This window comes from Janthinobacterium svalbardense (assembly GCF_002327145.1).
Classification (GTDB): domain Bacteria; phylum Pseudomonadota; class Gammaproteobacteria; order Burkholderiales; family Burkholderiaceae_D; genus Janthinobacterium; species Janthinobacterium tructae.
The window spans coordinates 5,070,161-5,096,487 of record NZ_CP023422.1 but is presented as its reverse complement, the minus strand read 5'-3'; the positions used below and the strand labels follow the sequence as shown (position 1 = coordinate 5,096,487).

Below are 26,327 nucleotides of genomic sequence, written 5' to 3'. Positions count from 1 at the left end.
TCGGGCTGGCCTTTCAGTTCTAAGACCCAAGCTCGCGCAACGTGTGATAGTGCAAGTTGGCTGTCTGCAGCCAGCGCTTGCTGTGCGCTTGCATCTGCGCGTTGTAGCCAGGTATCGTCCCGGCCATCACCAATATAACGCAGACTAAAGGCGAGTGATAAGCCGGCGGCGGCGGCCGCGCTCGTCGGATTATGCTTGAGCACCGTACTAAAGTGCTCGATGGCCTGCGCCTGGCTCGTATCGCGATCAAACACCCGCAACGCCTCCATCCCCGCTGCCATGCTAGCCATTTCCGAATACGGTGCCGGTGCTTTTTCGCCCGTGACGAACGATTTGACGGCAGGAATGATATTGGGCAGCTGCCATCCCGCCAGTACCGCCAGCAGCGCCACGCCCGCGCCCCACTGCAGGGTGCGCTTGCGGGCAGGGGCAGGCGGATGGAGACGCTGGCGGGCGGTTCTTCCTTCGCAGGCGTCTCGTCGGCAAGGGGCGTGGCCAAGGTCAGCGGTTCGCCGCGCTGCACCCCGATCGCCTCGCGCACGTCGCGCATGGTACGTGGCCGTTCGGCCGGGTCGTGCGCCGTCATCGCGCGCACGAGGGCGTTGATGGTGGGCGGGACGGTTTCCGGCAGGTCGGGCCAGGCTTCCGTTGCCTGCATGTGGGCGGCGGCCAGGGCCAGGCCGTTCAGGTGGGCGAAGTGGCGCTGGCCGGCCAGCATTTCGTACAGCATGGCGCCCAAGGCATACACGTCGCCGCGCGTGTCGGGCAGGCGGCCCATCAGGCGCTCGGGCGCCATGTAGGCGATCGTGCCCTGCAAGTCGCACAGGGTGGTCGTTTGCGTCGCTTGCGGGTCGATGTGGCGCGCCAGGCCGAAGTCGAGGATGCGCACCTTGCCGCTTGCCTCCAGCATCAGGTTCGACGGTTTCAGGTCGCCATGGACGAGGTCCATGGCATGCGCCTCGTCCATCGCGTCGGCGATCTGGTAGGCGATGTCGAGCGCCGCCTGCAAGTCCGCCTTGCCGCTGTGCATGAATTGCCCCAGCGTCTGGCCTTCGACCAGTTCCATGACGATGGACTGGCTCGTGCCCTGGCCCTCGATGGCGAAGATGCGCACGAAGGCGGCATGGCGCAGCGAGGCGGCCAGGCGCGCTTCATTGATGAGTTTTTCCGGATGCAGCACGTCGGCTTGCGGTTTCAGCCGCTTCAGCGCCACGCTGCGGCACAGCTTGGCATCCCAGGCTTCGAATACATGGCCGAAACCGCCTTCGCCCAGCAAGCGGCGCACTTCATAGTGCCCGCTGATCGTGTCGTCTTGCGACGGGGTCTGACGCAGGGAGTCGAGCAGTTCCATATATCTTGGCTTCTGAGTGCATCAGCGTGGACGTCAAGCATCGAGAGGGTCAATGCGATGTTTGAATGCCCAAGATGATTGATTTTGAGTAACCTCCTGATTTAAAACGATTGTTTCGAATAAGTCAATTAATATTGGCAAAGAGTGAACAAAAGTGCTGTGCCAGCGCTGGAGTGGCATTCCTTGCTGATGCATGTAATCTTGTTCAAACTCAATTTTCCTATTCCCCGCTTCCTCAATAATGCAGACGAGGCTGTACCGGCATGTGCCGATCAGGCGAAGGAGGCTGGCATGGATGAGCTGCTGCAATATTACGAGCGCGAACTGGGCACCTTGCATGCGCACAATCAGGCGTTTGCCCGGCGCTATCCGGCCATAGCTGGCGCGCTGGGACTCGTGGGACGGCAGCACGGGCAGGGTGCAGGCGCGCATAGCCACCTTGAAAAACTTCTTTGACATCATCCGCCAGCGCGCCAGTCTGGGCATGGCGCAGACAAACGAGGAAATCGACCGCTCGATGGCCAATGCGCAGCACGGCTTGGCCGCCGCTGCGGACCTCGAGCAATATGGGATTGCCGGTACCGCGCCCGGCGGCGAACTGGCTGCCACCGAGGCCGCAGGCGTGTGCGTGCAGCGCGTGTTTGCCCAGGGGTTTGAGGTGGGCAAGCAGGGCAGCTATCACTACTGGAGCGATCACTGGCGCAAGCCTGCGCCGGGCGGCAAGGACTTCTGGTTTCCGGCGCAGAAATATGCGTCGTATTCGATCAAGCAGGGCGTCGAGGCCAGCGAGGGCGCCTGTTCCACCATCCTGACGGTGGGATTGGCACCTGTGTTTATCGTGATCACGGGCCTGGCTCAAAGCCCTTGCAATGCCTCGCCCCACAAAGACTGGAAAATCGAACTGAACGCACCTGACTTGCTGCCGCCCTTCAAGCCGCAGTCCTTGCGCTTTGGCCAGACAAGCGAGCAATTCGACGAAGGCTACGCGCCCGCCGGCGAATCGCGCCAGGCGGGCAAGCAACGCGCGCCCGGCGACGATTACCTTGCCGATCATGAGATTCCGCCCGGCGGCCTGCAGGGGCAGGCGGCAAAAGACGAGACCAGGCGCATGGACATTGCCAGGGGCACGGCCGATGACGAGGCACGGTTGCGCTTCGAGCAGCGCGCGGTGATACGCGCGCAGGCCGTACGGGAAGGGAAAAGTCCGGCCGGTCAAAAAGTCCAGCAGGAAATGCCCAACGCCACGCCTGACGCCGAGTACCAAGCATGGCGCAGCACGCGGACAGAGGAAATGATGTCCAGCCAGGCCGGTGCCTATGCCACCGACCATTCCAGCATCCTGACCAACCCCATGCACGCAGAGCGGGCGCTCGCGTACGACGTGGCGGTGGGCGTGTGCCGCATCAAGCCGTACCAGCTGCGCAAGTTGAGGGTGGCGGCGGATTGGAGGTTGTTGAGGGCGCTAAATAATACTGAATCCGCTAAATTGTTCGAAGAATATTTCAATGATGGGAAATTGCATGGTTTGACCATTACTCAATGGTCTCAGCAGACTGGTGGAGAAGGTAATCTTCCTGTATCCATAGTTGACGTGAGAGAGAACCCTGCTCTTGATTCTCGTCCTAATTCCGGTGAACGAGCATTTTTATAAAGAGAAATAACATTTCATATAAATTCATAAATATTAAGTAAATATTTATCTTGTTGGAGATTATGTCATGGCTAGATCTATATTGTTATCTATACTCGGTGCGTTTTTGATTGTTTTAGTTTTGTCAGCTTGCGCCCGTTTACGTACATCGGCAAACATAGTGACTCCTGTCGTTCCTATTGATGGATCTTTAGTGCAGAGACCATTTCTGGCTCAGGTAGTCGGGTTGCAATGGTTAAATCCTTTGCATCGTAGAGACTATCCCACTGAATGGCAGCTACTTTGGACCCTCGGCCTGGCACGGCCTAATCCGAACGATGATATGGTAAAAGAAAAACCTGAAAAATATTCTAAGTTGCAGAGTATTGCCTCCATTGCTATAGGTAATGAAGGCTCTGAAACTTTCGATGGATACCATGAAAAATACATTAATGAGTTAATGAACTTGTACCATGATGTGTATTACTCCGACCCGGAATATTTTTATAACGTTCATTCAGCCGAGGACAAGTCACGCTGGCGAGAATTGGCTGGTATTCATATCGAATATGCCCTGCCAGAAGGTAAGCTCGATCCGGTCGAAACGATAGCATTTGTGCGCAAAAGAGTTGCAAGGACTTTTAGCATCGGCAACATCCACTCTCCCACCCTCTGGACCCGCTCCACCCCACCCGACGTCCGCATCACCACGGGCGGCCCCAACGCCGGTTTTACTTCACTTTCCGCCGCGCTCGACTACCTGCAAAGCCACCCCAAGGAAACTGTCTGGGCCATGAACTGGGATGCGCCCAGCCGTCCCCTGGACCGGCAGATCAACGAAAACCTGGTACTGCTGGTGCTGGCCGGCCCCGACTTTAAAACGGAGCGGGCGCCGCTGGCGTGGCTAGGCTATCCAAGCAGCAAGGCTGTGGCGGATTTTGAAGTCAAAAAGGGCGAACCGCCGCGCCTGGTGCAGGCGTGGACGGCGGCTATCGAAGAGGCTGCGGCTAAGGCCAATCAAGCCGAGACCGGGATCGGCTATCTCACTCACGACGCCGGCAATACGCAGCAGGATTCGTCCGCACGGTTGGGTGCGCTGGCGCAGACGCTCACCGTGCAATTGCCGGAATTCGATTTCCTCAAACAAAGCTTCAATTTGACCGCCGTGCTGGGCGAGACGGGCGCGGGTACCGCCCTGACGAACGTGGCGCTGGGCATCGCCTACGCGCACCATTTCGGGAAACCCGTGCTGGTGGCTGGCACCAGCGACCTGTCCGCGCCTGTCGCGCTGGTGGTGGCGCCGCCGACCGTCGTGCGGCCGATCCAGCCCGACAAACCGTGGTTCCGCGCGCGCAGCGGCAACCATGCTTATCTGCCCTGGTGGGGCTTGCGCCACGATGCGCGCGAGTATTACCAGGGGTTTTCGCAATGAGGCGTTTTACATATTCAAGGAGAAGAGCATGCGTGGCGTGATCCGTTTGAATGACCCCACCAGCCACGGCGGCAAGGTGGTGGGAGCGGCGCCGAACAGTACGGTGCTGGGCGTGGCCGTGGCGCGCAAGGGCGACCCTTGCGTGTGTCCGATCAAGGGCCACGTGCGCTGCGTGATCGCCGAGGGCGCTCCGCAGGTGCTGATCGATGGCGTGCCCGTGGCCTTTGACGGGCACAAGACCAGCTGCGGCGCCAGCCTGATGTCCACCGTGGGCAACAGCGGGCGCGGTTAGGCGAGGCTGGCGTCGATGGCCGTGCCCAGCTTGTCGACGAGCTCATCGATGTGGCTGGCGGCTATGATGTAGGGCGGCGCCAGCAGGATGTGGTCGCCGTGCAGGCCATCGATGGTGCCGCCCATGGGGTAGCACATCAGCCCGCCCTGCATGGCGTGCGCCTTGATGCGCGCGTGCAGGCGGCGGGCCGGGTCGAACGGCTGCTTGCTGGCGCGTTCCTGCACCAGTTCCAGGCCCAGGAACAGGCCGCGGCCGCGGATGTCGCCCACATGCGCATGGCCATCGAAACGTTGGTGCAGGCGCTCCTTGAGCAAGCCGCCCATGGCGCGCACATTGGCCAATAAATCGCGTTCCTCGATCTGCCGCTGCACGGCCAGGGCGGCGGCGCAGGCCGTGGCGTGGCCGATATACGTATGGCCATGCTGGAAGAAGCCCGTGCCGGCGCGGAGGGTGTCGCGGATGTCCTTCGATACCATCACGGCGCCGATGGGCTGGTAGCCGGCGCCCAAACCCTTGGCGATGCAGATCAGGTCGGCCGTGATGGCTTCCTGCTCGCAGGCGAACAGGCTGCCCGTGCGGCCCATGCCGCACATGACTTCGTCGAGAATCAACAGGATGCCGTGGCGCTGGCAGATGGCGCGCATGCGCGCAAAATAGCCGGTGATAGCGGGCAGGGCGCCAACCGTGGCGCCGACGACGGGTTCGGCGATGAAGGCCATGACGTTGTCCGCGCCCAGCTCGGCGATATTGTCTTCCAGCTCCTGGCCCAGGCGCGCCACGTAGTCGCCATCCGTTTCATAGGCTGCCTGGTCGCGCCAGGCATAGCAGGGCGACACATGGGTGACGCCAATCAGCAATGGCTCGAACTGCTGGCGGCGCCAGGCGTTGCCGCCCGTGGCCAGCGCACCCAGGGTGTTGCCGTGGTAGCTCTGGCGGCGCGCGATGACGTGGCGGCGCTGCGGCTGGCCCCGTTCGACGAAATACTGGCGCGCCATTTTCAGCGCGCTTTCCACCGCTTCCGAGCCACCCGAGACGAAATACACGCTGTCGATGCCGGCAGGTGCACGGGCGACGAGGAAATCGGCCAGCTGCTCCATCGGTTCGCTGGTGAAAAACGCGCTGTGCGCGTAGGCCAGCGTGGCAATCTGCTGCTGCACGGCGGCGATGACGGCCGCATCCGCATGGCCCAGGCACGAGACGGCCGCGCCGCCGCAGGCGTCCAGGTAGCGTTTACCGTTTGCATCGATCAAGTAAGGGCCGTCGCCGCCCATGGCGACGGGGTAAGTGGCGGTCAGGCTGCGGTGGAAGACATGGCTCATGGCATCGCTTTCTTGTCGGCAAGGGAGATGGCCGAGTATAGGATGCGCTGCGCCGCAATGCAACGATTGATGTATTTGTTTTTAATTTACATCATTTGATGTTTTTGCGTAGGCGCCCAGCGCCCGCAATTGTTTTTCCGCCGCGCCGATGGCTGTCACGGCATCCGGCCCCGCGCGCGCCACCAGCAATTCCACCAGGCTTTCCACGGCCGCGACGCCGGCCACGATGGAGGGGAAGAAGGAGGGGCTGTCGACGGCAATGACGATGCTGGCGTCGGCCTGCAGGGCCAGCGGCGACATGGCGCTGTCGCTGATGGTGACCACCAGGCAGCCGGCCTGGCGCGCCGCCTGCGCCACCAGCAGCGCTTCGCTGGAATACGGCGCGAAGCTGATGACAACGACGGCTTCACCCGCCTGCAGGGCGCGCAAATCCATCTCCAGCGTGCCGCCCTGGCCGCTCAGCAGCTGCACGCTGGGGCGCAGCAGCCGGTACAGGTAGTGCAGGGTATAGGCGATGGGGTGGGCGGCGCGAAAGCCCGCCACGTGCACGCGGGGTGCCGCCTGCAGCAGGCTGGCGGCCGCATCCAGGGCGGCGTGGTTGGCGCTCTCCGTGGCGGCCAGGTTGCGCTGCTGCACCGCGAACACTTCGGTGACCAGATTCCCTTCCTTGCCAGCCAGCGCATTGGCTTTTTCAGCATACCCGGCCGGCCCCGCGCGCAGGCGTTCGACGAAGATGGCTTTGAGTTCCGGCCAGCCGGAAAAGCCCAGTTGCTGCGCCAGGCGCACCAGGGCAGCCGACTGCACCTGGGCGCGCGCGGCGATGCTGCGCATCGATGATACCGCCACGTCGTCCGGATGGTCGGCCAGGTAGCGTGCGCCGGCCTGGAATTGCGGGCTCAGTTCCGCATGGCGCGCCTTGATCAGGTCCATCAGTGCCGCATAGGAGTCGTGGGGTGTCGCTGCCTGCATCGCCGTGCCTCATTGGATAGGTTGCGGCGATGGTACAGGATTCGTCAGCGCGCCGGTAGGGGCAAGCCTTGCGCCAGCGCGGCCGTGCGCGGACGCAGGCGGGCAAACAGGTGTGGCCCGGCCGGTTTGCGGCGCGGACCCGTCGTCAGCACGCGCAAGGCGGTGGGCAGCGGCACGTCGTGGCAATGCAAAAACAGGGCGGCGGCGCCCGTGCCGGCCATTTCCTGCAAGGCCAGCGCATGTTCGACCAGCGCCGCCGTGCGCATGTCGAGCCGCAGCGGGATGTCGGGTTGAAATAACTGTGCATCGACGTGCCGTGCATCGCGCATGCTGTCCCCGCCGGGTTCGCTAGTCAAGCCGCCAGCATAAAAGCGCCCCGGCGGCGGCACCTTGCGCCAGATCACTCCAATGTCGGATAGATTCCTCAATGCAAAAAAAACGCCAACCGTTGCCGGCTGGCGCTGAAAACCCTCGCAAGGAAGAAAGGGGGGGCTAGTAACTCCAGCGGACGGACAAACCGACGACCTTGTCATAGCGGCGCACATCGCGCACGTAGTCCGGCGTGTCGTGGTAGTCGCGGTAGGTCGAGTCGAGCAGGTTGTTCGCGTCCAGGGTCACCGTGGTGTGCGGGTTGAGCTTGTATGACACCGACGCGTCCAGGGTTTTCGTCGGCGCCACGGTCAGGTGGATGCCCTTGCCGCGGTAGTTGTAGTCGTCGACGTACTTGTCGCGCCAGCTGTAGGCAAGGCGCGCCGACCATGCTCCCTGTTCGTACAGGCCGACGATGTTGGCCGACCATTTCGACATGCCCGTGAACGGATGTGCGCTGCCATTCAATTCTTCCAGTTCGCCCGTCATGTAGGTGGCGTTGGCCTGCAGGCCCAGGCCGCTCATCCAGCCTGGCAGTTTGTCGTAGAACTGCTGGTAGGCCATTTCCATGCCTTGCAGATGGCCCTTCGACGTGTTGCGCGGGCGCGTGATGTCGTACACGATGCCGCCATACGTTTCCTTGGCAGAACCGGACAGGATGTAATTCTTGAAGTTGTGGCGGAACACGGTGGCCGTGACGGAGCCCGTCTGCGCGAAATACCATTCCAGCGCCGCGTCGAGGTTCTTGCCTTCCACGGGTTTCAGGTCGGGATTGCCGCCGCTGCCCGTCGGGCGCACCATTTCCAGGCTCTGGCCCAGGGTCACGCCGGGATTGAAGTCGGCGAAGTTCGGGCGCTGTACGGCCTTGCCGGCGGTCAGGCGGGCGATCAGGTCCTGGCGCAGCATGGCTTTCAGGGTCAGGCTGGGCAGCACGTCCGTGTCGGACGTTTTCACGCGCACGGGCGTGATGATGCCGTTTTGCGAGGAATTGCCTTGCAAGTCCTGCTTGGTCTGCACCACGCGCACGCCCAAGGTGCCATCGACCGGCACTTGTGCCAGGTCAAAGCCGATGCGCGCCTTGCCGTAGATGGCATTGGTTTTTTCCACATCCTTGAAGTGGGTCATCGGATCGTCGGGGCTGCGTTCGCTGCTGCCCGTAAATAGCTGGCGCAAGGTGTCCGTGTTGTTGAGCATGAAGTCGCGGCATGGCGTGAGCCAGCTTTGCAGGCCGAAGTTGCCCGTGTTCTGGTGCGAGGTGCAGGCCAGGCCGGGAATCGCGTCCGCGTACATGGTCGACGTCAGCCCTCCCTGGCCATTTTTTTCGCGGATCGATTCGGCCTTGCGCTTGGCCATGCGCACGCCGCCCGAAAACTCGCGGAAGAAGCCCGTGCTGTCCATGTCGTATGTGGCATCGGCGCGCCAGTCGGTGGAGCTGCCTTCGTCGTGGTTGTGGTTGTCGTAAAAGCCGAGCAGCGTGTAGTTCTTCGGGTCCAGCATGTTGTAGCCGGGGTAGCTGATTTGCGCGCCGCCGTTCACGTTCGTGCTGCCGATCACGCTGGTCGGATGGGCGAGGAAATCGAGGATGGGGAATTCGCGCTCGAAGTTGCTGACCGTGCGCGCCAGTTCCGTCGTCACGCGCAATTGCGGCGTGACGTCCCAGCGCGCGCCGATGGCGCCTTGCGAACCGATCGAACGGTCGCGCCGCGCCTGGGTCGAACCGAGCGTGAACGGCGACCATGGGCCATCGATCTTGCCCACCGTGGCCGCCTGAGTGGTGCCGGGGATCAGGGTGATGTCCGGATTCTGGCCCCAGGGCAGCGAACCGACGAAAAACTGGCTGTCGAACGCGTGCTTGATCAGGGTCGACATGCCTTCCGCATACACTTCCACCTGCGAGTTCGGGCGCCACTGGAAGGCGGCATTCGCCGCATAGCGCTTGCGGTCGCCCACGGTCGGAATCATGCCGACGGAATCGGGGCCAGTGATGTTGCCCGCTTCCGGGCGCTTCACCGGTTCGGCGTTCCAGATCGTCTCGTCATAGTATTTGCTGCGCTGGTAGGACAGGCCGAGCAGGGCGCCGAATTCGCCGTACGGGGTTTTCCAGCGGTTCGAGACCATGCCGCTGACGTTCGGGTCCGTCGAGCCGGACTTGTCACGGTGCTCGGCGCGCACATTGCCAGACGCCGTAAAACCCTTGAAGTCGAAGGGGCGGTTGGTGCGCACGTCGATCACGCCGGCCGTGCCGCCTTCGACCATGTCGGCGCCCTGCGATTTGTACACGTCCACGCGCTGCAGCATGGCCGTCGGAATGTCGGCCAGGTACAGGCTGCGGCCAACGGACGTGAACATTTCGCGGCCGTTGAGCAAGGTCACCACGCCGGGCAGGCCGCGGATGATGACGGAGCCCGCTTCGCCGCCTTCGCGGCGAATTTGCACGCCTGTCACGCGGCCGAGGATTTCGGCCACGTTCTTGTCGGGGAATTTGCCGATTTCATCGGCAACGATGGAGTCGACCACCTGGTCGTTGTTCTTCTTGATCGTCTGCGCGCTCTGTGCGGCGCGGCGTACGCCGGTGACGGCCACCACGGCGATGCCGGCATTGTCGGCTGGCGCCGCCGCCGACGCTGTTTCTGCCACTTCTGCCACTTCTGCCGCCGGTGTCTCCACGGCGGGCGCCTGTTGCGCCCAGACGGAAGCGCTGCTCAGCAGGCCTGCGCCGGCCAGCGCGGCCACCGTGGCCTTCAAGGTCAACCGTGTGTTTTGCTTGGGCGTGCGGGTGCCCGTTGCCATCCATTGCTTCATCTTGTCTCCACCTGTATTTTAGTTATGTTGAGAACGCTGCGGCAGTCGCCGCCAGAGCTGAAACTTGCTCAGGAAACATGGTAGGGGGAATGACTTTGCCCCACAAATGACTTCTTTTGCGATGTCAATACCAATTCCGGTATCCCTGCAGCATTCATGCGCCCTGGCGGCGCACTGCGTGTTGTCGAATCCGCGTGCGCGTTGCGGACGCTCCACAGGAGGTGTCAGGCGGCGCAGCGGGCGTCGCTGTGCGCCAGCCATGCCATGAAGTGCGCCTGCGGCATGGGACGGGCAAAATAAAAGCCTTGCAATTCATCGCAGCCGGCGTGGCGCAGCACGTCGGCATCGGCCGCGCTTTCCACGCCTTCGGCGGTGACCGTCAAACCCAGGGTATGGCCCAGGCCGATGATGGTTTTCGTCACCGCCAGGTTTTGCGGCGAACCGTGGATGTCCTGCACGAAGCTCATGTCGATTTTCAGCTTGTCGAGCGGGAAGCGGCACAGGTAGTTCAGGCTCGAATAGCCGGTGCCGAAGTCGTCGATCGACAGTGCAAACCCCAGCGCCTTGATGGCGTGCAGGGTGGCGATGGTGTCGTCCACATTGTCCATCAGGATCGATTCGGTCAGTTCGAATTCGATCTGTCCTGGCGTGACGGGAAACTCGCGCAGCACGTCGCGCAAGGTGGCCACCAGGGTACCGCTTTTCAACTGGATGGCCGACAGGTTGATCGACACGGCGATCTCGCCCGCGCCCGCCTTGCGCCAGGCCAGCTGCTGGCGGCAGGCTTCGCGGATGACCCATGCGCCGATGCAGACGATCAGGCCCGATTCCTCGGCGGCGGGAATGAAGCTGTCGGGCGCGATCAGGCCGTGCTGCGGGTGCTGCCAGCGGATCAGGCTTTCCACACCATTCAGGCGGCTGCTCTGCGCATCAACGCGCGGCTGGTAGTACAGCACCAGTTCCTGCCGCTCGATGGCGTGGCGCAGGTCGCTTTCCAGGTGCAGCTGCTGCAACTGCTGCTCCTGCATCTGCGGCGTGAACATGCGCGCATTATCGCGCCCGCCGCTCTTGGCCTGGTACATGGCCGCATCGGCGTGGCGCATCAGGGTATCCATGTCGTCGCCGTGGTCCGGGTAGATGGCCACGCCCACGCTGCAAGAGACATACAGCTCGCTGCCTTCCACCAGGTGCGGCTGGCGCATGGCCGGTATCAATCGCGTGTCGAGCAGCGCGCCGATGGCTTCTGCGTCGCCGATGCCGTTGAGGATGACGACGAATTCATCGCCACCCAGGCGGCTGACGGTATCGCCTTCGCGTACCAGCTGCAGCAGGCGCTTTGAGACCGATTGCAGCAGCGCGTCGCCCACATGGTGGCCCAGCGCGTCGTTGACGTGCTTGAAGCGGTCCAGGTCGACGAACAGCACGGCCACCTTTTCACCGCTGCGGCGCGCCTGCGCGATGGCGGCCGCCAGGCGCAGTTTCGACACGTGGCGGTTCGCCAGGCCCGTCAGAGCGTCGTGATGGGCCATGTGCTCGATCTGCCGCTCGCTGGCCTTGCGTTCGCTGATGTCGAGCGAGCTGGCGATGAAATGCGTGGTGACGCCATCGAGGTCGCGCACGGCGTTCATCACCAGCCAGGCGGGATAGCTTTCCATCGACTTGCGCTGCACCGAGATTTCTCCTTGCCAGTAGCCGCGCCGCGCCAGGGTCTGGCGCAGGCTGTCGAGCTGTTCATGGCTGTTTTGCGGCGACAGCAGGAAGGCCGGGCGCTTGCCGATCAGCTCCACCATCTCGTACAGCGAATGGCGGCGGAAGGCCTGGTTGACGGTGATGATGCGCATGTCGGCATCCATCACGATCAGGCTTTCAGCCGATGCCTCGAAGACCTTGGCCCACAGTTCCAGGCGCGATTCCATCAGCTTCATCTTGTTGATCGGCGTGAAGGTGGACAGCACGGCGCGCTGGCCCTGGTAGTCGATCAGGCGCGCGGAAATCAAGGCCCAGGTGGGCGTGCCGCCGCCGCTCCAGCACACCTCGAACTCATCGACGGCGCCCAGATCGCTCAAGCGCTGGAAGAAGCGCGAACGGGCTTGCGGACTCATGCCGCCCACCCAGGGGTCCAGTTCCAGGCCGCCCTGCCACGCGTGCGCGGCCTGGTTCGCGTGCAGCACCTGGTGATGCGGGATCGAGGTGACCATCAGCGGGATGGGAATGGCGTCGACCAGCTGGCGCTGCGCATCGGCCGCGCTGGCGCGCGCCACCAGGTCCTGCTGCGCCATGCGCTGGAAGTCGAGCTGCTGCAGCATGGTATTGAAGGCGCTGACCGGGCGCCCCGTTTCATCTTCGCTGTCCCAGACGGCACGCAGGCTATGGTCGCCCGTTTCGCGCACTTCCTGCGCCACGCGCGCCAGGCGGCGGATGGGCAGGGCGATCTGCCGCGCGACGAAAAACACCAGGCCCAGTATCATCATCAGCAGCAGCACGGCCGTGCCCAGGTGCAGCCACATGCGCGTGAAAAAGCCGTCCACGCGCAGCTGGATCAAACGGTGCAATTCGTTTTCCGCCGCGTGCCAGGCCTGCTGCAGGGCCGCGACGGCCGCCGCATCGTGCCGCAGCAGCGCGGCGTTGCCATCCGCATGGGCCGGCGTGCCGGCCAGTGCCTGGGTGCTGGCGCGAAACTGCGTCACGGCTTGCTGCAGGGCCGCGCGCGAGCCGTCCAGGTGCCGGCGCAGCAGCGGCGTGCTGGCCGCGAACGCCTCCGTGTAGTCGCTGCCGATGCCACCCATGGTGGCGTCCATGCGCCCTTCCAGGATCAGGAACTGGGTCTGCAGGCGCTGGCGCTGCGCGCCTTCGGCTGTCGCCAACTGCAGGGCCAGGTCGCGCGTGCTGTTGATCACTTCCAGCAGTTCGGGAAAGCGCAGGATCACCAGCGACATGGTGTAGTAGCTGTCCAGGTCAGGGTCGAGGATCAGGTTCGATTGATTGCCCACGCGTGTAAGCAGTTCGCGTCCGGCCACAAAGGCGGGCGAGGGCGCCATGCCGTCATGTGCCGCTGGCGTGTCGCCGGCCTGGCGCAACAGGGTGGCGAATTGCCCGCTCAATTGCGCGCTGCGCATGCCTGCACCGAACTGGCGCTCGGCCTGCTCGATGGCGGCGGCTTGCGCGTCCGCTTGCGCCGTGCTGCGCGTCAGTGGCAGCAGCGCATCGCGGATGGCGGCGATGTAGTCGTTGCCCGCCATCTCCTTGCGCGAGAAATCGATGGCGATGTATTTTTCGTTGATGAGGATGCCGGAAATGAAGATGACGGCGGACAGGTCGAGCAAATAGATCAGCGCCAGTTTGCGCCCCACCGTCAATGCCCCGATCATGCGCGAGATTCTGCCCACCATGCGTGCCCCACCTTCTCGTCAGCTCATTTATGTTTTCTTATGAGCAATTTTCATGCCTGAATTTACAGGCTGATAAGGTCGATGCGGGGCGTTTTGGGCTGTGCGTGCCCCATGCTGGTGCGGAAAAGCGGTGGCAATGAAAAAGGGCGGCCCGCAGGCCGCCCTCGTATGCCGTCAGGCTGCGTTTACGCTTCGGCGACGCGCTTGGCGATGTGCGCCAGCGCTTCTTCCACCTGGTCGATCAGGATCAGGCACAGATCGCCTTCGTTCAAGCGCGCCAGGGCCTTGTCGATGGCGACGAATTCGCCGTTGATTTCATCGATATAGCTGGTGCGCTTGGCGCCGTTCAAGCCCTGGCGCAGCAGCGCCACGACTTCGCCGTCGGCGCGGCCGCGCTGGCATTGATCCTGGTACAGCAGCACGTCGTCGAAGGCGGCGCCGAGGATTTCCGTCTGCTGGCGGATGTCTTCATCGCGGCGGTCGCCGGCGCCGCTGATGACCACCGAACGGCGCTTGGCCGGCATGCTTTCCACGGCCTGCACCAGTGCCAGGATGGCGTCCGGATTGTGGCCATAGTCGGCGATCAAGGTGGCGCCCTTGTAGTCGAATACATTGAAGCGGCCGGGCGCATTGTCGGCTTCATTGGCGAAGGTTTTCAGGCCCAGCGCGATGGTTTTCCAGTCCAGGCCCACGGCCCAGGCGGCGGCCAGCGAAGCCATGACGTTGTCGACCTGGAAGCCGATGGCGCCGTTGCGCGTGATCGGCACTTGCGACAGGGCGATCTCGTGGCGTTCCTTGCCCTGTGCGGCGACCAGATTGCCATCTTCCACGTACACCACGCGGTTGCCCTGCGCGCGGTGCGTGGCCATCACGGGATGCGTCTTGTCGGCGGCGAAGAAGGTCACTGTGCCACTGCAATTCTTGGCCATGCGCGCCACGGCAGGGTCGGTGGCGTTCAGCACGGCCACGCCGCTGTCGGCCACGTTCTGCACGATCACTCTTTTGAGTACCGCGAGGTCTTCCACGGTGGTGATGTAGTTCAGGCCCAGGTGATCCCCGGCGCCGATATTCGTCACCACGGCGACCTGGCAACGGTCGAAGGCCAGGCCTTCGCGCAGCATGCCGCCGCGCGCCGTTTCGAACACGGCGGCGTCCACGTCCGGGTGCAGCAGCACGTTGCGTGCGCTGCGCGGACCGCTGCAGTCGCCGCTGTCGATCTGGCGTCCTTCGATGTACACGCCATCGGTGTTGGTCATGCCGGTGCGCAGGCCCGAGGTGGTGAGCAGGTGGGCGATCAGGCGCACGGTGGTGGTCTTGCCGTTGGTGCCCGTCACGGCGACGACGGGGATGCGGCCATCGTCGCCCTCGGCGAACATGGCGGCGATGATGGCTTCGCCCACGGGACGCGGCTTGCCGAACGACGGCGCCAGGTGCATGCGCAGGCCAGGCGCGGCGTTCACTTCGACGATGCCGGCGTTCTGCTCTTCCAGCGGTTTCAGTATGCTTTCGGAGACCACGTCCACGCCGCAGATGTCCAGGCCCACCATGTGCGCGGCGGCGACGGCGCGCGCCGCCACTTCCGGGTGCACGTCGACGGTGACGTCGGTGGCCGAGCCGCCCGTCGACAGGTTGGCGTTATTGCGCAAGATAACGCGCTGGCCCACGGGCGGCACGGATTCGGCCACATAGCCCTGCTTGGCCAGGCTGGCCAGGGCGATGTCGTCGAAGCGGATTTTCGTCAGCGAGGTGGCGTGGCCGCTGCCGCGGCGCGGGTCCAGGTTGACCTGATCGACCAGTTCGCGCACCGTGTGCTGGCCATCGCCCACCACTTGCGGCGGGTCGCGGCGGGCCGCTGCCACCATCTTGTTGCCGATGACGAGCAAACGGAAATCGTGGCCCGGCAGATAGCGTTCGACGAGGATATCGTCGCGGAATTCCTGCGCCGCGAGAAAGCCGGCCGTCAGCTGTTCGCGCGTGGTGACGTTCACTGTCACGCCCTTGCCCTGGTTGCCATCCTTCGGTTTCACGACGACGGGCAGGCCGATCTCGCAGGCGGCGGCCCAGGCATCGTCCGCGTCGATGGCGACACGGCCGTGCGGTACCGGCACGCCGGCCGAATCGAGCAGCTTCTTGGTCAGTTCCTTGTCTTGCGCGATGGCTTCGGCAATGGCGCTGGTGCCGTCCATTTCGGCGGCCTGGATCTTGCGTTGCTTGCTGCCCCAGCCGAACGTCACCAGGCTGCCTTCGGTCAGGCGGCGGAACGGGATGTTGCGCGCCACGGCGGCGTTGACGATGGCGCCCGTCGAAGGGCCCAGGCGCACGTCTTCATCGAGTTCCTGCAACTGGTGCAGGGCACCGGCCAGGTCGAACGGCGCATCGTCGAGCGCTGCGCGGCACAGCTGCTGCGCCAGTTCCAGGGCCAGGCGGCCGACGGCTTCTTCCGAGTATTCGACGACGACCTGGAAGATGCCCGTTTCCAGGGTCGGCGTGGTGCGGCTGAAGGTGACGGGGCAGCCGGCTTGCGCCTGCAGGCCCAGCGCCGCCAGTTCCAGCACCTGCGCCATCGGCGCGGCGTTGTAATTGCCCAGCGGTTGCAGCGGGCTCAGTTGCGGAAAGCGCGCGCGCAGGCGGGCTTCGAAGCCGGGCAACTGGGCGATGTCGAGTTCCTGCGTGGTGCAGGAAACAATGGCTTCCACGGCGGTGTCGTGGCTCCAGAGATTAGGGCCCCGCAAGGCCCGTACGCGAGATACTTCCATAATTAAACCGTAATCCTGTTGTGTTCTTGTGGGCCCGGCCTAAGCCGGGCTTGAGTCTTGGCTTGAGTCTTAGTTGCCGATGCAGCCGGGAGCCGCGTCAAACGTGCGCAAACCCGCGCAGATCAGGTCGACGGGCAGGTTCATGGCCCAAGCGGCGGCCGCGACGGCCAGCACGCTGTCGACATTGCCGGCGGTAGCAGGTTTGAGCAGGTCCAGGCACAGCAAGACCGTTTCGATGCCGCCTTCGGCCAGCACGATATGGTTGCCGCGCACGAACACGGCGCGCTGGCCGGCGGTCAGTTGCGCCGCGATGGCCGGCAAGCTGCCATCCTGTGCGTACAGGGTCACCGTGCCGTCGCACAGTTCGGCCAGCTCCAGCACGTGGGCGTTGGCGGCGTTGAGCACGGCCACGCCCGTCGGCACCACCACGTCGACCTGGCTGCGCACGGCCTTGTACAGGCCAGCATCGTCGAGCACGTCGAAATCCTTGACGCTCTCCAAACTGCCCATGTCGGTGACGATGCCGATCTGGCACTTGTCATAGGCCAGGCCTTCGGCCAGGATCATGCGTGGATTGCTCTCGAACAGGGCCGTCTGCACGGTGCGGTTGAGCAGCAGGCGCTGGCCCGCGTCCCAGTTCACGCAATCGCTGCTGACGACTCTGCGCTGGTCCAGGTACATGCCTTCGCTGCAGACGGCGCCCGTGTGCAGGCCCGACAGGTTGAGCAGTTTGCACAGCATGCGCACGATCAGGCTGGCGCCGCGCGTGCCCGTCACGCCGATCAGCGCAATGCGGCCCGTCTCCTCGGGCGCGAACAGGTGGTCGACGATAGCCGCGCCGACAGGGCGGCTCTGGCCCACGCCCGGCTTGATGTGCGCCAGCAGGCCGGGGCTGGCATTGACTTCGATGATGGCGCCGCGCTGCTCTTCCAAAGGACGCGTGATGTCGGTGGTGACCAGGTCGATGCCGGCGATATCCAGGCCCACCACGCGCGCGGCCAGCAGGGCCGCATGCACGACGGACGGGTGCACGTCGTCGGTGACGTCGATGGCCACGTTGCCGTTCGGCTGGATCAGCACTTTCTGGCCCGCCTGCGGCACGGACAGGGCGGTCATGCCCTGGCGCTGCAGTTCCAGCACGATTTCGCCCGATTCATGCGGCTTGACGGTACCCAATGGAAAATCTTCGCCTTCGCCACGGCGCGGATCGATATTGATCTGCGTGTTCACCAGTTCCAGCACCGTGGAGACGCCGTCGCCGTCGACCCACAAGGATTCGCCCTTGGCGGCCGCGATCAGCTTGTTGCCGACCACCAGCAAGCGGTGTTCGTCGCCCGTGATGAAGCTTTCCACCAGCACGGCCGAGCTGTCGCCCTTGCGCGCGGCCAGTTCGTAGGCGGCCTTGACGTCCGCTTCCGTCATCAGGTTGAGCGACACGCCGCGGCCATGGTTGCCGTCATACGGTTTGACGACGACGGGCACGCCGATGTCTTGCGCTTCTTCCCAGGCCGCTTCGGCGCTGCGCACCAGGCTGCCTTCGGGCACGCGCACGCCGCACGATTTGAGCAGGAATTTGGTCAGGTCCTTGTCGCTGGCGATGCCTTCGGCAATCGCGCTGGTGCGGTCCGTTTCGGCCGTCCAGATGCGGCGCTGCGCGGCGCCGTGGCCCAGCTGCACCAGGTTGCCGTCGTTCAGGCGCAGCGAAGGGATGCCGCGCTCGGTGGCCGCATCGACGATGCTGGCCGTGCTCGGGCCCAGGCAGCGCGCATCGACCATGTCGCGCAGGGGCGCCAGGGCCGCTTCCAGGTCGTAGGCTTCATCGTTGATGGCGGCCATCAGCAGTTCGCGCGCGGCGGCCAGGGCGGCGCGGCCCACGTGCTCTTCACGCGTGCGGAAAGCCATCTTGTAGACGCCGCGCTGGCTGGTCGAGCGCGTCTGGCCGAAGCCCGTGCGCATGCCTGCCAGGTTTTGCAATTCCAGCACCACGTGCTCGAGGATGTGCGCCGACCAGGTGCCTTCGCGCAGGCGCTCGAAAAAGCCGCCCCGTTCGCCCACGCCGCAGCGGTGCTCGATCATGCCCGGCAGCCACGCCACCAGGCGCTCGTACAGGCCGGGCAGGGTATTGGATGGATAGTCTTCCAGTTCGCCGATGTCGACCCAGGCTTCAATCACCGGGCGATACGTCCAGATGTTGGGGCCGCGCAAGTGGGTGACGCGGGCAAATTCGATGTTCTTCTTCTTGATCATGTAAGTGGTTTCTTGATAACAAGCCAGGCGTCTGGGCGCCAGATACTTTATGGTGGCTCTACAGAGTCTTTTCAGGCTCGTGCTTGGTTCTTTATCCCGGGTATGCGCAGTGTGCCACTTTTAGCGGCCTCTTGTCGCGTTTGCTTCCCGTATTCTGCTGCTGTTGTCATTCTAATTGTTACTAAATGTTGCCTTACTTGTTATAAAGATACCGACTCCGGGCCAAGCTGGAGCATTTGCGCAACAGCGCGCTGTTGTATACTTGTCGCTGGTCGATGGCCACGCATTTTTTTGCGCCGTTTTGCCATCATTCCTTACCGGCAGGCATCCATTCGATACAATACAGGAAATTGCCACTGGTGCATCTACCTCGCCATCGCGCAGTACACAAACATTGATCGGGCGTCTGCCCCATCCCCCAAATCCCGCCCTGAAGGGCTTGGCCTCGAGCCGGAGTATGCTTTACGATGACAACTGAACTGAGTGTTCCTGCAACAACTATTCCCCTCACCTCGCTGCCTGCGCCGGTAGCAGAAGCCTGGCTGGCGGAGGTGGAGAGCAAGCTTTCTCCAGGGGAGAACGTTTTAAGTAGCGTTGAGGTTGACCTCGATGCGCGATTACGTTTCACAAAAGGCATAATTGTTGTCACCGAGAAGCGTTTGCTGGCCCGTTCACCGGGCGATACCGACTGGAAAAGCTGGTCTTTCCGCCCCGGACTGCGCCTGACGCACCACGACCACGCCGGTGTCGGCCACCTGGAACTGTTCGACGACCACGGCCGCCTGGCGGCGTGGCGCTTCACCCTGGGCCAGAACCTGCATGCGATCCGCGTGCTGGAACAGTTCGTCGAGCGCCTCGACAGCCACCTGACGGGCCAGCCCGTGCTGCAAGCGGAACAGGAAGTGTGCCCGAGTTGCAAGGCGCCTCTGGAGCCGGAGCAGGAAGAATGCCCGATCTGCGCCAAGGTGCTGTACACGCCGCCATCCACCTGGACCCTGTTTCGCCTGTGGCGCTTTGCCCACCCTTACCGTGGCCAGCTGGCGCTGGGTTTCATGCTGATGCTGCTCTCCACGGCCGCGCACATGATTCCGCCCTACCTGACGGCGCCGCTGATGGACAATGTCCTGATCCCGTATCAGAACGGCAAGCACATCGACCCGTGGCTGGTGGTGTACTACATGAGCGGCTTGCTCGGCTCGGCCCTGCTGGCCTGGCTGCTGGGCTGGGGCAAGACGTATGTGCTGGCCCTGGTGTCCGAACGCATGGGCGCCGATTTGCGCTCGGCCACGTATGAACACCTGATGAAGCTGTCGCTGGAATTTTTCGGCGGCAAGCGCACGGGCGACCTGATGTCGCGCATCGGCAGTGGCAGCGACCGCATCTGCGTCTTCCTCTCGCTGCATTTGCTCGATTTTGCCTCCGACGTGCTGATGATCATCATGACGGGCGTCATTTTGTGGTCGATGAACCCCTGGCTGGCCATCATGACCCTGGCACCCTTGCCCTTCATCGCCTGGATGATCCACCTGGTGCGCGACCGCCTGCGCACGGGCTTTGAAAAGATCGACCGCGTGTGGAGCGAAGTGACCAACGTGCTGGCCGATACGATCCCCGGCATCCGCGTGGTGAAGGCGTTTGCGCAGGAAAAACGCGAAGCGGCCCGCTTCCGCGACGCCAACGCGCACAACCTGGCCGTCAACGACAAGCTCAATAAAGTCTGGTCGCTGTTTTCGCCCACCGTCTCGTTCCTGACGGAGATGGGTTTGCTGGTCATCTGGTGCTTCGGCATCTGGCAACTGTCGCGCGGCGAAATCACCGTCGGCGTGCTGACCGCCTTCATCGCCTACAGCACGCGCTTCTATGGCCGCCTCGATTCCATGAGCCGCATCGTTTCCGTGACGCAGAAATCGGCGTCCGCCGCCAAGCGCATCTTCGACATCCTCGACCACGTGTCGAGCGTGCCGGAACCGGCGCACCCCGTCAAACTGGAGAAGATCGAAGGCAGGATCGATTTGCGTGAAGTCGGTTTCCGCTATGGCAACCGGGCCGTCAACCGCGGCATCACGCTGAATATCAAGGCGGGCGAGATGATCGGCCTGGTGGGCCACAGCGGTTCGGGCAAGAGTACGCTGGTCAACCTGATCTGCCGCTTCTATGACGTGTCGGAAGGGGCGATCTTGCTCGATGGCGTCGACATCCGCTCGTTCGCCGTGTCCGACTACCGCCGCAACATCGGCCTGGTGCTGCAGGAACCGTTCCTGTTCTTCGGCACCATCGCGGAAAATATCGCCTACGGCAAGCCGCACGCGTCGCGCCAGGAGATCATCGCCGCCGCGCGCGCCGCGCATGCGCACGAATTCATCCTGCGCCTGCCGCAAGGCTACGACTCGATGGTGGGCGAGCGTGGCCAGGGCTTGTCCGGCGGCGAACGCCAGCGCATCTCGATCGCCCGCGCCCTGCTGATCGATCCGCGCATCCTGATCATGGATGAAGCGACATCGTCGGTGGATTCGGAAACGGAAAAAGAAATCCAGAAGGCGCTGGACAACCTGGTGCAAGGCCGCACGACGATCGCCATCGCGCACAGGCTGTCGACCCTGCACCGGGCCGACCGCCTGGTGGTGCTGGATCGCGGCCAGGTCGTCGAAGTGGGCAGTCACGATGAACTGATGGCGAAAGAGGGCGCCTATTTCCGCCTCTACGAAGCACAGGCGCGCAACAACGAACTCGCCCTGGATGACAAGGAATAAGCATGGCCAGTACAACTTTTACATTAAGCCGCGACACCTTCGGCAAGCTGGTGATGACGGCCGAAGACGGCCAGGTCTTTGAAGGCGTGGCGCCCGTGCGCGCTTTTCCCATCCAGTCGCCCGACGAAGGCATTTCGCTGGTGCTGGGCAATGGCAAGGAAGTGGCGTGGATCGAGCGCCTCGACACCTTGCCGGAGCCGGCACGCAGCCTGCTGCAGGAAGAGCTGGAAGGGCGCGAATTCATGCCCGAGATCGCGCGCGTGAAAAGCGTTTCCAGCTTTGCCACGCCATGCACCTGGCATGTGGACACGGACCGGGGCGAGACGCAATTCGTGCTGAAAGGCGAGGAAGACATCCGCCGCATCGGCGCCACGTCGCTGCTGATCGCCGACAACCACGGCATCCACTTCCTGATCCGCGACATGTTTAATATCGACAAGACGACGCGGAAGATTTTGGATCGCTTCCTGTAGGAAGCGCCCCGAATGCGGTGCAGTGCCGCCGCTCATGCCGTTCAGCTTGCGCTGGGCGGCATTTTTTTTGACCTTGTGCTTTCCTTGTAGGTTGCCTCATTTGAGCTATACTATCGTCTTAAAGGAGATGATTATGCAACGACACATTGATGCTCCCGTTCCGGCTCAGCAAGCGAGGGCCCTGTACGAAGGCATGGCGCTGTACGGCTTTGATACTGATGCGCGCATTGCGCTGATACGGCGGGGCATTCCAGCTTCGACGATCAGTCGCTTGTCCGCGCGCATGGGCATGAGCAAGGAATTCCTGTTGTCCAGCCTGGGGTTGTCGCGCGCCACCATCAGCCGCAAGGAGAAAGACGCCAGCTTGCTGTCGAAGGATGAATCGGAGCGCGTACTGGGTGTTGAAACCCTGATCGGCATGGTGCAGGCGATGGTCGAACAATCGGGCGATCCCGCCGGCTTTGACGCGGCGCGCTGGGTCTCCGATTGGCTGAGCAAGCCGCTGCCTGCGCTGGCGGGAGCGACGCCGGCCAGCTACATGGATACCTTCGAGGGGCAAAAACTGGTGGCGGAATTGCTGTCCATGACGCAGAGCGGAGCCTATGCATGAACGTGCTCTGGCGTATTGCCGTCGAGACGCCAGCCTATCCCGCCAGTGACCTGAGCGGCACCGGCGCGAGGATCACGGGCGGCCGCTGGAACAGCAAGGGCGCGCCCGTCGTGTATTGCTCGACGAGTATCGCCCTGGCCACCCTGGAAACCGTCCATTACCTGCGGGGCGGCGGCCTGCCGTTCAACCGTTACCTGGTGCGTATCGCCATTCCCGATGGCGTATGGAACGCGCGCCAGGTACTCGACCCATTTCCCGGCTGCTGGGACGCCATACCGGCCGGCTTGTCGGGCAAGCGGGCCGGCGATGGCTGGATTGCAGCGGGAAAATCTGCCTTGCTGCTGGTGCCTTCCGTGATCGTGCCCGACGAATACAATGTCTTGCTCAACCCCCGCCATGCCGATGCAGCAGCGGTCACCGCCAGCACCGTCCGGCGGTGGAGCTACGATCCCCGCTTTTTCCCTTGATGCAGGCTTACTGAAACGCCACTTCCGCAAAGCTGCGCAGCTTGCGGCTGTGCAGCCGGTCCACGCCCTGGCGGCGCAGCAGTTCCACGGCGCGGATGCCGATGCGCAGATGCTGGTCGACCCGCTCGCGGTAGAAGTGGTTGGCCATGCCGGGCAGCTTGATTTCGCCGTGCAGCGGCTTGTCGCTGACGCACAGCAGGGTGCCGTACGGGACGCGGAAGCGGAAGCCGTTGGCGGCGATGGTCGCGCTTTCCATGTCCAGCGCGATGGCGCGGCTCTGGCTGAAACGGCGCTCCGGCGTGCGCTGCGGCAGCAGTTCCCAGTTGCGGTTATCCGTGCTGGCCACCGTCCCCGTGCGCATGATGTGTTTCAAATCATGTCCCGTCAGCTGGGTGATTTCCGCCACCGCCGTTTGCAGCGCCTGCTGGATTTCCGCCAGCGGCGGGATCGGCACCCACAGCGGCAAGTCTTCGTCGAGCACATGGTCTTCGCGTACGTACGCATGCGCCAGCACGTAGTCGCCCAGGCTTTGCGTGGTGCGCAAGCCGGCGCAATGGCCGAGCATCAGCCAGGCGTGCGGGCGCAGCACGGCGATATGGTCGGTGATGGTCTTCGCATTGGCCGGTCCCACGCCGATATTGACCATGGTGATGCCGCTGCCATCGGCGCGCAGCAGGTGATACGCGGGCATCTGCGGCAGGCGCGGCGGCGCGGCGCCCAGCGCATCTTCGCTTTCCACGGTCTGTCCCACGCGGCGCGTGACGACGTTGCCCGGTTCGACAAAGGCGATATAGCCGTCGTCGTCCGATGGTGCTTGCGTGTCGGGTGCGCGGTCCATCATGGCGTGGCCCAGGCGGATGAATTCGTCGATGTAGAACTGGTAATTGGTAAACAGGACGAAGTTCTGGAAATGCTGCGGCGAGGTGCCGCTGTAGTGGCGCAGGCGCTGCAGCGAGTAATCGACGCGCGGCCCCGTGAACAGGGCCAGCGGCTGCGCTTCGCCATGCGCCGGTTCGTGCGTGCCGTTGGCGATGCCGTCGTCCATGGCCGACAGGTCGGGCAGGTCGAACAGGTCGCGCATGGCCAGGCGGCGGCCCGCATCCATATTGCCTTCGATATGGTCATGCTCGGCGAACGAAAAATGCACGGGGATGGGCTGGGCGCTGACGCCCACTTCCAGGTGGACATTCTGGCCGCCGTTATGGTTTTTCAGCAGCAGGGTGAACTGGTCGAGGTAATAGTCGCTGAACAGGTCGGGGCGCGTCAGGGTGGTTTCAAACACGCCGGGGCCAGCGACAAAGCCGTAGGCCAGCGGCGAGTCGGCGCGCGCCACGGTGTCGGTCTGGATGCGCACGAAGGGGTAGCAGGCGCGTACGCGCTCGTGCATGTCTTCGCCGGCGACAAAGCGCTGCAGCGCATCGCGCAGGTGTTCGATGCTGCTGCGGTATATGGCTTGCACTTGTTCCAGCGCCAGGCGTGGATCGTCGAAGCGGGAGGAGGCGATGAAGGGGGGCGTAAGCAAGCGGATTCTCCTTTAGCTGTTCGTGCATATCATTGTAAGGCAGCGGGGCAAGTCGCGTTGGACGCGTTTTTTGCCTGGCGGGGCCGCTTGACGGATTCAAATAGAATCTGTATTCTATTTGAATGGTCAGACTCGCAAAATTCAACGAAAACAACTTCATCGACAGCGCGATTGCCGTCGCCGCCCAGTGCGGCGTGGGTGCCGTGTCGATGGCCGCCATCGCCGTCAAGGCCGGTGCGCCCATCGGTTCCGTATATCACCGCTTCGACTCGCGCAATGCCATCCTGGCGCGCGCCTGGCTGCGCGTGAAGAGCGATTTCCGCGAGGAAGTGGCCAGCCGCTGGCTCGGTGGCGATACCTGGGCTGGCGTGCACGGCTTGCTGGACTGGTGCCGGCGCAAGCCCGTGTATGCGCGCTTCTTGCTGCAATGCGCGGACAGCCCCGATTTCAGCAGTGGCCTCAGCGAGCAATTGCTGGCCGCCGTGGAAGAGGAGCAGGCGGCGCTCGACGCCTGCTTTGTGCGCTGCGCCGAAGCCATGCCCGCCACTACGCAGCTGGACCTCGATCACATGCTGCTCAAATTCGTGCTGATCGACGCGCCAGTGGCCGTCGTCAAGCCTTACCTGACCCAGGAGCGGCCGATACCGGCCAGTGTCGACGCCATGCTGCGCGCCTCGCACGACGCCGTGCGCGGCTGGGCCTTACATGCCACATCACACTAACAAAGAAAAGAATCCCCATGCGCTATTCCACCCAGCTTGAACACGGCAAGAAAATCCCCCTGCACGACGAAGAAGGTTTCATCGGCATGCGCGCGGCCGGCCGCATCGCCGCCGACACGCTCGACTACATCGCGCCTTTCGTGAAACCGGGCGTCTCGACGGCCAAACTCGACGCCCTGTGCGAAGAATTCATGCGCGCCGCCGGCGCCATCCCCGGCACCATCGACTACCACGGCTACAAGCACGCCAGCTGCATCTCCGTCAATCACGTGGTCACGCACGGCATTCCGTCGGAAACGAAAATCCTGAAAGTGGGCGACATCCTGAACATCGACGTGACGCCGAAGTTCCAGGGCTGGTTCGGCGACACCAGCCGCACCTTCAAGGTGGGCGCCGTCTCCATCCTGGCCAACCGCCTCGTCAACACGGCGTATGACGCCATGATGGCCGGCATCCACACGGTGCGTCCGGGCGCCACCCTGGGCGACGTGGGCGCCGCCATCGAAGCGGTGGCCAAGGCGCAGGGTTTTTCTTCCGTGCGCGATTTCTGCGGCCATGGCGTGGGCCAGGTCTTCCACGACACGCCGCAAGTGCTGCATTATGGCCGCGTCGGTACGGGCATCGTGCTCGAACCGGGCATGATTTTCACGATCGAACCGATGCTCAACGTGGGCAGCTACCAGGTCAAGGTCTTGCCCGACAAATGGACGACGGTGACGAAAGACCGCTCGCTGTCGGCGCAGTTCGAGCACTCGCTGGCCGTGACGGAAACGGGCTTTGAAATCTTCACCCTGACCGGTTTGCCGGACCCGCTGGTCTGAGATGCACAGCGCCAGCCTGACGCAGCGCCTGCTGAACCAGCACCGGCACGATGCCGAGGACGCGCTGCAGCAGGTGGCGCTGGCGGTCTTGCAGCAAGAAGGCATCCGCAGCGACAGCGTGCTGCGCGTCGAGCGCATCGCGGCCCTGGCGCCGCCCGTCGCCGGCGTGGTGACGCTGGCCGAGTGGCTGGCCTATGTGGACTGGGAAGGGTTTGACAGCGCGCTGTACGCGAACCTTGAGGCGGTGGCGGCGTTCATCGCCGGTGCATTGGACCTGCCCGATGTGGCCGCCAACTTGCTGCAGACGCGCGACGCCGCCGTGTTCGAGGCGCAGCGCCCCGCGCTGGCGACAGCAGCCTTGCTGTTCATCGAGTGCCACATCGCGCTGTTTCCCGGATAGCTGCGT

Annotated in this window: 20 protein-coding genes; 11 read left to right on the top strand and 9 right to left on the bottom strand. The window is 63.5% G+C overall.

Features of this window, described 5'->3' with window-relative positions:
* Positions 1-19: 19 nt before the first annotated feature.
* Complete coding sequence (locus CNX70_RS22660) at positions 20-1,351, bottom strand: serine/threonine-protein kinase (protein ID WP_096237284.1); 1,332 nt, start codon at positions 1,349-1,351, stop codon at positions 20-22.
* A gap of 189 nt (positions 1,352-1,540) precedes the next feature.
* On the opposite strand from CNX70_RS22660, the gene CNX70_RS29015 reads away from it, so the two are divergent.
* The 4 genes from CNX70_RS29015 to CNX70_RS22640 all read left to right on the top strand — a co-directional run bounded on the left by CNX70_RS29015 (position 1,541) and on the right by CNX70_RS22640 (position 4,705).
* On the top strand, positions 1,541-1,807 hold the full coding sequence (locus CNX70_RS29015; protein WP_341865574.1) for a type VI secretion system baseplate subunit TssF: 267 nt from the start codon (positions 1,541-1,543) through the stop codon (positions 1,805-1,807).
* Positions 1,791-3,002 (top strand): effector protein Tle3 domain-containing protein, encoded by a 1,212-nt coding sequence (locus CNX70_RS22650; RefSeq protein ID WP_244198923.1) that lies wholly within the window; start codon positions 1,791-1,793, stop codon positions 3,000-3,002. The genes CNX70_RS29015 and CNX70_RS22650 overlap by 17 nt, the downstream gene beginning before the upstream one ends.
* Before the next feature lie 322 nt (positions 3,003-3,324).
* On the top strand, positions 3,325-4,413 hold the full coding sequence (locus tag CNX70_RS22645) for a hypothetical protein (RefSeq protein ID WP_244198922.1): 1,089 nt from the start codon (positions 3,325-3,327) through the stop codon (positions 4,411-4,413).
* Between the two features lie 28 nt (positions 4,414-4,441).
* A complete protein-coding gene (locus CNX70_RS22640; RefSeq protein WP_096237280.1) occupies positions 4,442-4,705 on the top strand; it encodes a PAAR domain-containing protein in 264 nt (87 codons plus the stop codon).
* On the opposite strand, the gene CNX70_RS22635 is transcribed toward CNX70_RS22640, so the two are convergent.
* The 7 genes from CNX70_RS22635 to CNX70_RS22605 form a co-directional block, all read right to left on the bottom strand.
* Complete coding sequence (locus CNX70_RS22635) at positions 4,702-6,024, bottom strand: aspartate aminotransferase family protein (protein ID WP_096237278.1); 1,323 nt, start codon at positions 6,022-6,024, stop codon at positions 4,702-4,704. The genes CNX70_RS22640 and CNX70_RS22635 overlap by 4 nt on opposite strands.
* Positions 6,025-6,105: 81 nt before the next feature.
* Complete coding sequence (locus CNX70_RS22630; protein ID WP_096237277.1) at positions 6,106-6,993, bottom strand: MurR/RpiR family transcriptional regulator; 888 nt, start codon at positions 6,991-6,993, stop codon at positions 6,106-6,108.
* Between the two features lie 44 nt (positions 6,994-7,037).
* The gene (locus CNX70_RS22625; protein WP_167389588.1) at positions 7,038-7,322 is read right to left on the bottom strand and encodes a hypothetical protein; all 285 of its coding nucleotides are present in this window, start codon (positions 7,320-7,322) and stop codon (positions 7,038-7,040) included.
* Positions 7,323-7,485: 163 nt separating this feature from the next.
* Positions 7,486-10,164 carry a TonB-dependent receptor gene (locus CNX70_RS22620; RefSeq protein ID WP_096237273.1) on the bottom strand — a complete coding sequence of 893 codons (2,679 nt, stop codon included), beginning with the start codon at positions 10,162-10,164 and terminating at the stop codon, positions 7,486-7,488.
* Between the two features lie 224 nt (positions 10,165-10,388).
* Positions 10,389-13,553, bottom strand: coding sequence for an EAL domain-containing protein (locus tag CNX70_RS22615; RefSeq protein ID WP_096237271.1), 3,165 nt, complete (start codon positions 13,551-13,553; stop codon positions 10,389-10,391).
* A 185-nt stretch (positions 13,554-13,738) separates the two neighbouring features.
* Entirely contained in the window at positions 13,739-16,309 is a 2,571-nt protein-coding gene (gene cphA, locus CNX70_RS22610) for a cyanophycin synthetase (protein ID WP_096237269.1), read from the bottom strand.
* Positions 16,310-16,378: 69 nt separating this feature from the next.
* Positions 16,379-18,556, bottom strand: coding sequence for a cyanophycin synthetase (locus CNX70_RS22605; protein ID WP_096237267.1), 2,178 nt, complete (start codon positions 18,554-18,556; stop codon positions 16,379-16,381).
* A 467-nt stretch (positions 18,557-19,023) separates the two neighbouring features.
* On the opposite strand from CNX70_RS22605, the gene CNX70_RS22600 reads away from it, so the two are divergent.
* From CNX70_RS22600 to CNX70_RS22585, 4 genes are all read left to right on the top strand, one after another.
* Positions 19,024-21,306 (top strand): cyanophycin metabolism-associated ABC transporter, encoded by a 2,283-nt coding sequence (locus CNX70_RS22600; RefSeq protein WP_244198921.1) that lies wholly within the window; start codon positions 19,024-19,026, stop codon positions 21,304-21,306.
* 2 nt (positions 21,307-21,308) lie between these two features.
* Complete coding sequence (locus tag CNX70_RS22595; protein ID WP_096237265.1) at positions 21,309-21,779, top strand: cyanophycin metabolism-associated DUF1854 family protein; 471 nt, start codon at positions 21,309-21,311, stop codon at positions 21,777-21,779.
* A 133-nt stretch (positions 21,780-21,912) separates the two neighbouring features.
* Positions 21,913-22,389 carry an Xre family toxin-antitoxin system antitoxin gene (locus CNX70_RS22590; protein WP_243420321.1) on the top strand — a complete coding sequence of 159 codons (477 nt, stop codon included), beginning with the start codon at positions 21,913-21,915 and terminating at the stop codon, positions 22,387-22,389.
* Positions 22,386-22,856, top strand: a complete 471-nt coding sequence (locus tag CNX70_RS22585) for an RES family NAD+ phosphorylase (RefSeq protein WP_096237263.1) — start codon at positions 22,386-22,388, stop codon at positions 22,854-22,856. Before CNX70_RS22590 ends, CNX70_RS22585 begins: the two co-directional genes overlap by 4 nt.
* Before the next feature lie 7 nt (positions 22,857-22,863).
* Here the strand turns inward: CNX70_RS22585 and CNX70_RS22580 are convergent, their stop codons facing one another.
* On the bottom strand, positions 22,864-24,378 hold the full coding sequence (locus tag CNX70_RS22580; RefSeq protein WP_096237261.1) for an AMP nucleosidase: 1,515 nt from the start codon (positions 24,376-24,378) through the stop codon (positions 22,864-22,866).
* Positions 24,379-24,500: 122 nt separating this feature from the next.
* Between CNX70_RS22580 and CNX70_RS22575 the strand changes: the two genes are divergently transcribed.
* The 3 genes from CNX70_RS22575 to CNX70_RS22565 are packed head-to-tail and all read left to right on the top strand — an operon-like array spanning position 24,501 to position 26,321.
* Complete coding sequence (locus tag CNX70_RS22575; protein WP_096237259.1) at positions 24,501-25,100, top strand: TetR/AcrR family transcriptional regulator; 600 nt, start codon at positions 24,501-24,503, stop codon at positions 25,098-25,100.
* Between the two features lie 17 nt (positions 25,101-25,117).
* Positions 25,118-25,921, top strand: a complete 804-nt coding sequence (gene map, locus CNX70_RS22570) for a type I methionyl aminopeptidase (protein WP_096237257.1) — start codon at positions 25,118-25,120, stop codon at positions 25,919-25,921.
* Position 25,922: 1 nt separating this feature from the next.
* On the top strand, positions 25,923-26,321 hold the full coding sequence (locus CNX70_RS22565) for a hypothetical protein (RefSeq protein ID WP_096237255.1): 399 nt from the start codon (positions 25,923-25,925) through the stop codon (positions 26,319-26,321).
* Positions 26,322-26,327 lie beyond the last annotated feature (6 nt).

Coding starts and splice junctions, on each gene's coding strand:
- CNX70_RS22660 (WP_096237284.1), bottom strand. CDS start 1,351: ATGGAACTGCTCGACTCCCTGCGTCAGACCCCGTCGCAAGACGACACG.
- CNX70_RS29015 (WP_341865574.1), top strand. CDS start 1,541: ATGCATGTAATCTTGTTCAAACTCAATTTTCCTATTCCCCGCTTCCTC.
- CNX70_RS22645 (WP_244198922.1), top strand. CDS start 3,325: ATGGTAAAAGAAAAACCTGAAAAATATTCTAAGTTGCAGAGTATTGCC.
- CNX70_RS22640 (WP_096237280.1), top strand. CDS start 4,442: ATGCGTGGCGTGATCCGTTTGAATGACCCCACCAGCCACGGCGGCAAG.
- CNX70_RS22635 (WP_096237278.1), bottom strand. CDS start 6,024: ATGAGCCATGTCTTCCACCGCAGCCTGACCGCCACTTACCCCGTCGCC.
- CNX70_RS22630 (WP_096237277.1), bottom strand. CDS start 6,993: ATGCAGGCAGCGACACCCCACGACTCCTATGCGGCACTGATGGACCTG.
- CNX70_RS22625 (WP_167389588.1), bottom strand. CDS start 7,322: ATGCGCGATGCACGGCACGTCGATGCACAGTTATTTCAACCCGACATC.
- CNX70_RS22620 (WP_096237273.1), bottom strand. CDS start 10,164: ATGAAGCAATGGATGGCAACGGGCACCCGCACGCCCAAGCAAAACACA.
- CNX70_RS22615 (WP_096237271.1), bottom strand. CDS start 13,553: ATGGTGGGCAGAATCTCGCGCATGATCGGGGCATTGACGGTGGGGCGC.
- cphA (WP_096237269.1), bottom strand. CDS start 16,309: ATGGAAGTATCTCGCGTACGGGCCTTGCGGGGCCCTAATCTCTGGAGC.
- CNX70_RS22605 (WP_096237267.1), bottom strand. CDS start 18,556: ATGATCAAGAAGAAGAACATCGAATTTGCCCGCGTCACCCACTTGCGC.
- CNX70_RS22600 (WP_244198921.1), top strand. CDS start 19,024: ATGACAACTGAACTGAGTGTTCCTGCAACAACTATTCCCCTCACCTCG.
- CNX70_RS22595 (WP_096237265.1), top strand. CDS start 21,309: ATGGCCAGTACAACTTTTACATTAAGCCGCGACACCTTCGGCAAGCTG.
- CNX70_RS22590 (WP_243420321.1), top strand. CDS start 21,913: ATGCAACGACACATTGATGCTCCCGTTCCGGCTCAGCAAGCGAGGGCC.
- CNX70_RS22585 (WP_096237263.1), top strand. CDS start 22,386: ATGAACGTGCTCTGGCGTATTGCCGTCGAGACGCCAGCCTATCCCGCC.
- CNX70_RS22575 (WP_096237259.1), top strand. CDS start 24,501: ATGGTCAGACTCGCAAAATTCAACGAAAACAACTTCATCGACAGCGCG.
- map (WP_096237257.1), top strand. CDS start 25,118: ATGCGCTATTCCACCCAGCTTGAACACGGCAAGAAAATCCCCCTGCAC.
- CNX70_RS22565 (WP_096237255.1), top strand. CDS start 25,923: ATGCACAGCGCCAGCCTGACGCAGCGCCTGCTGAACCAGCACCGGCAC.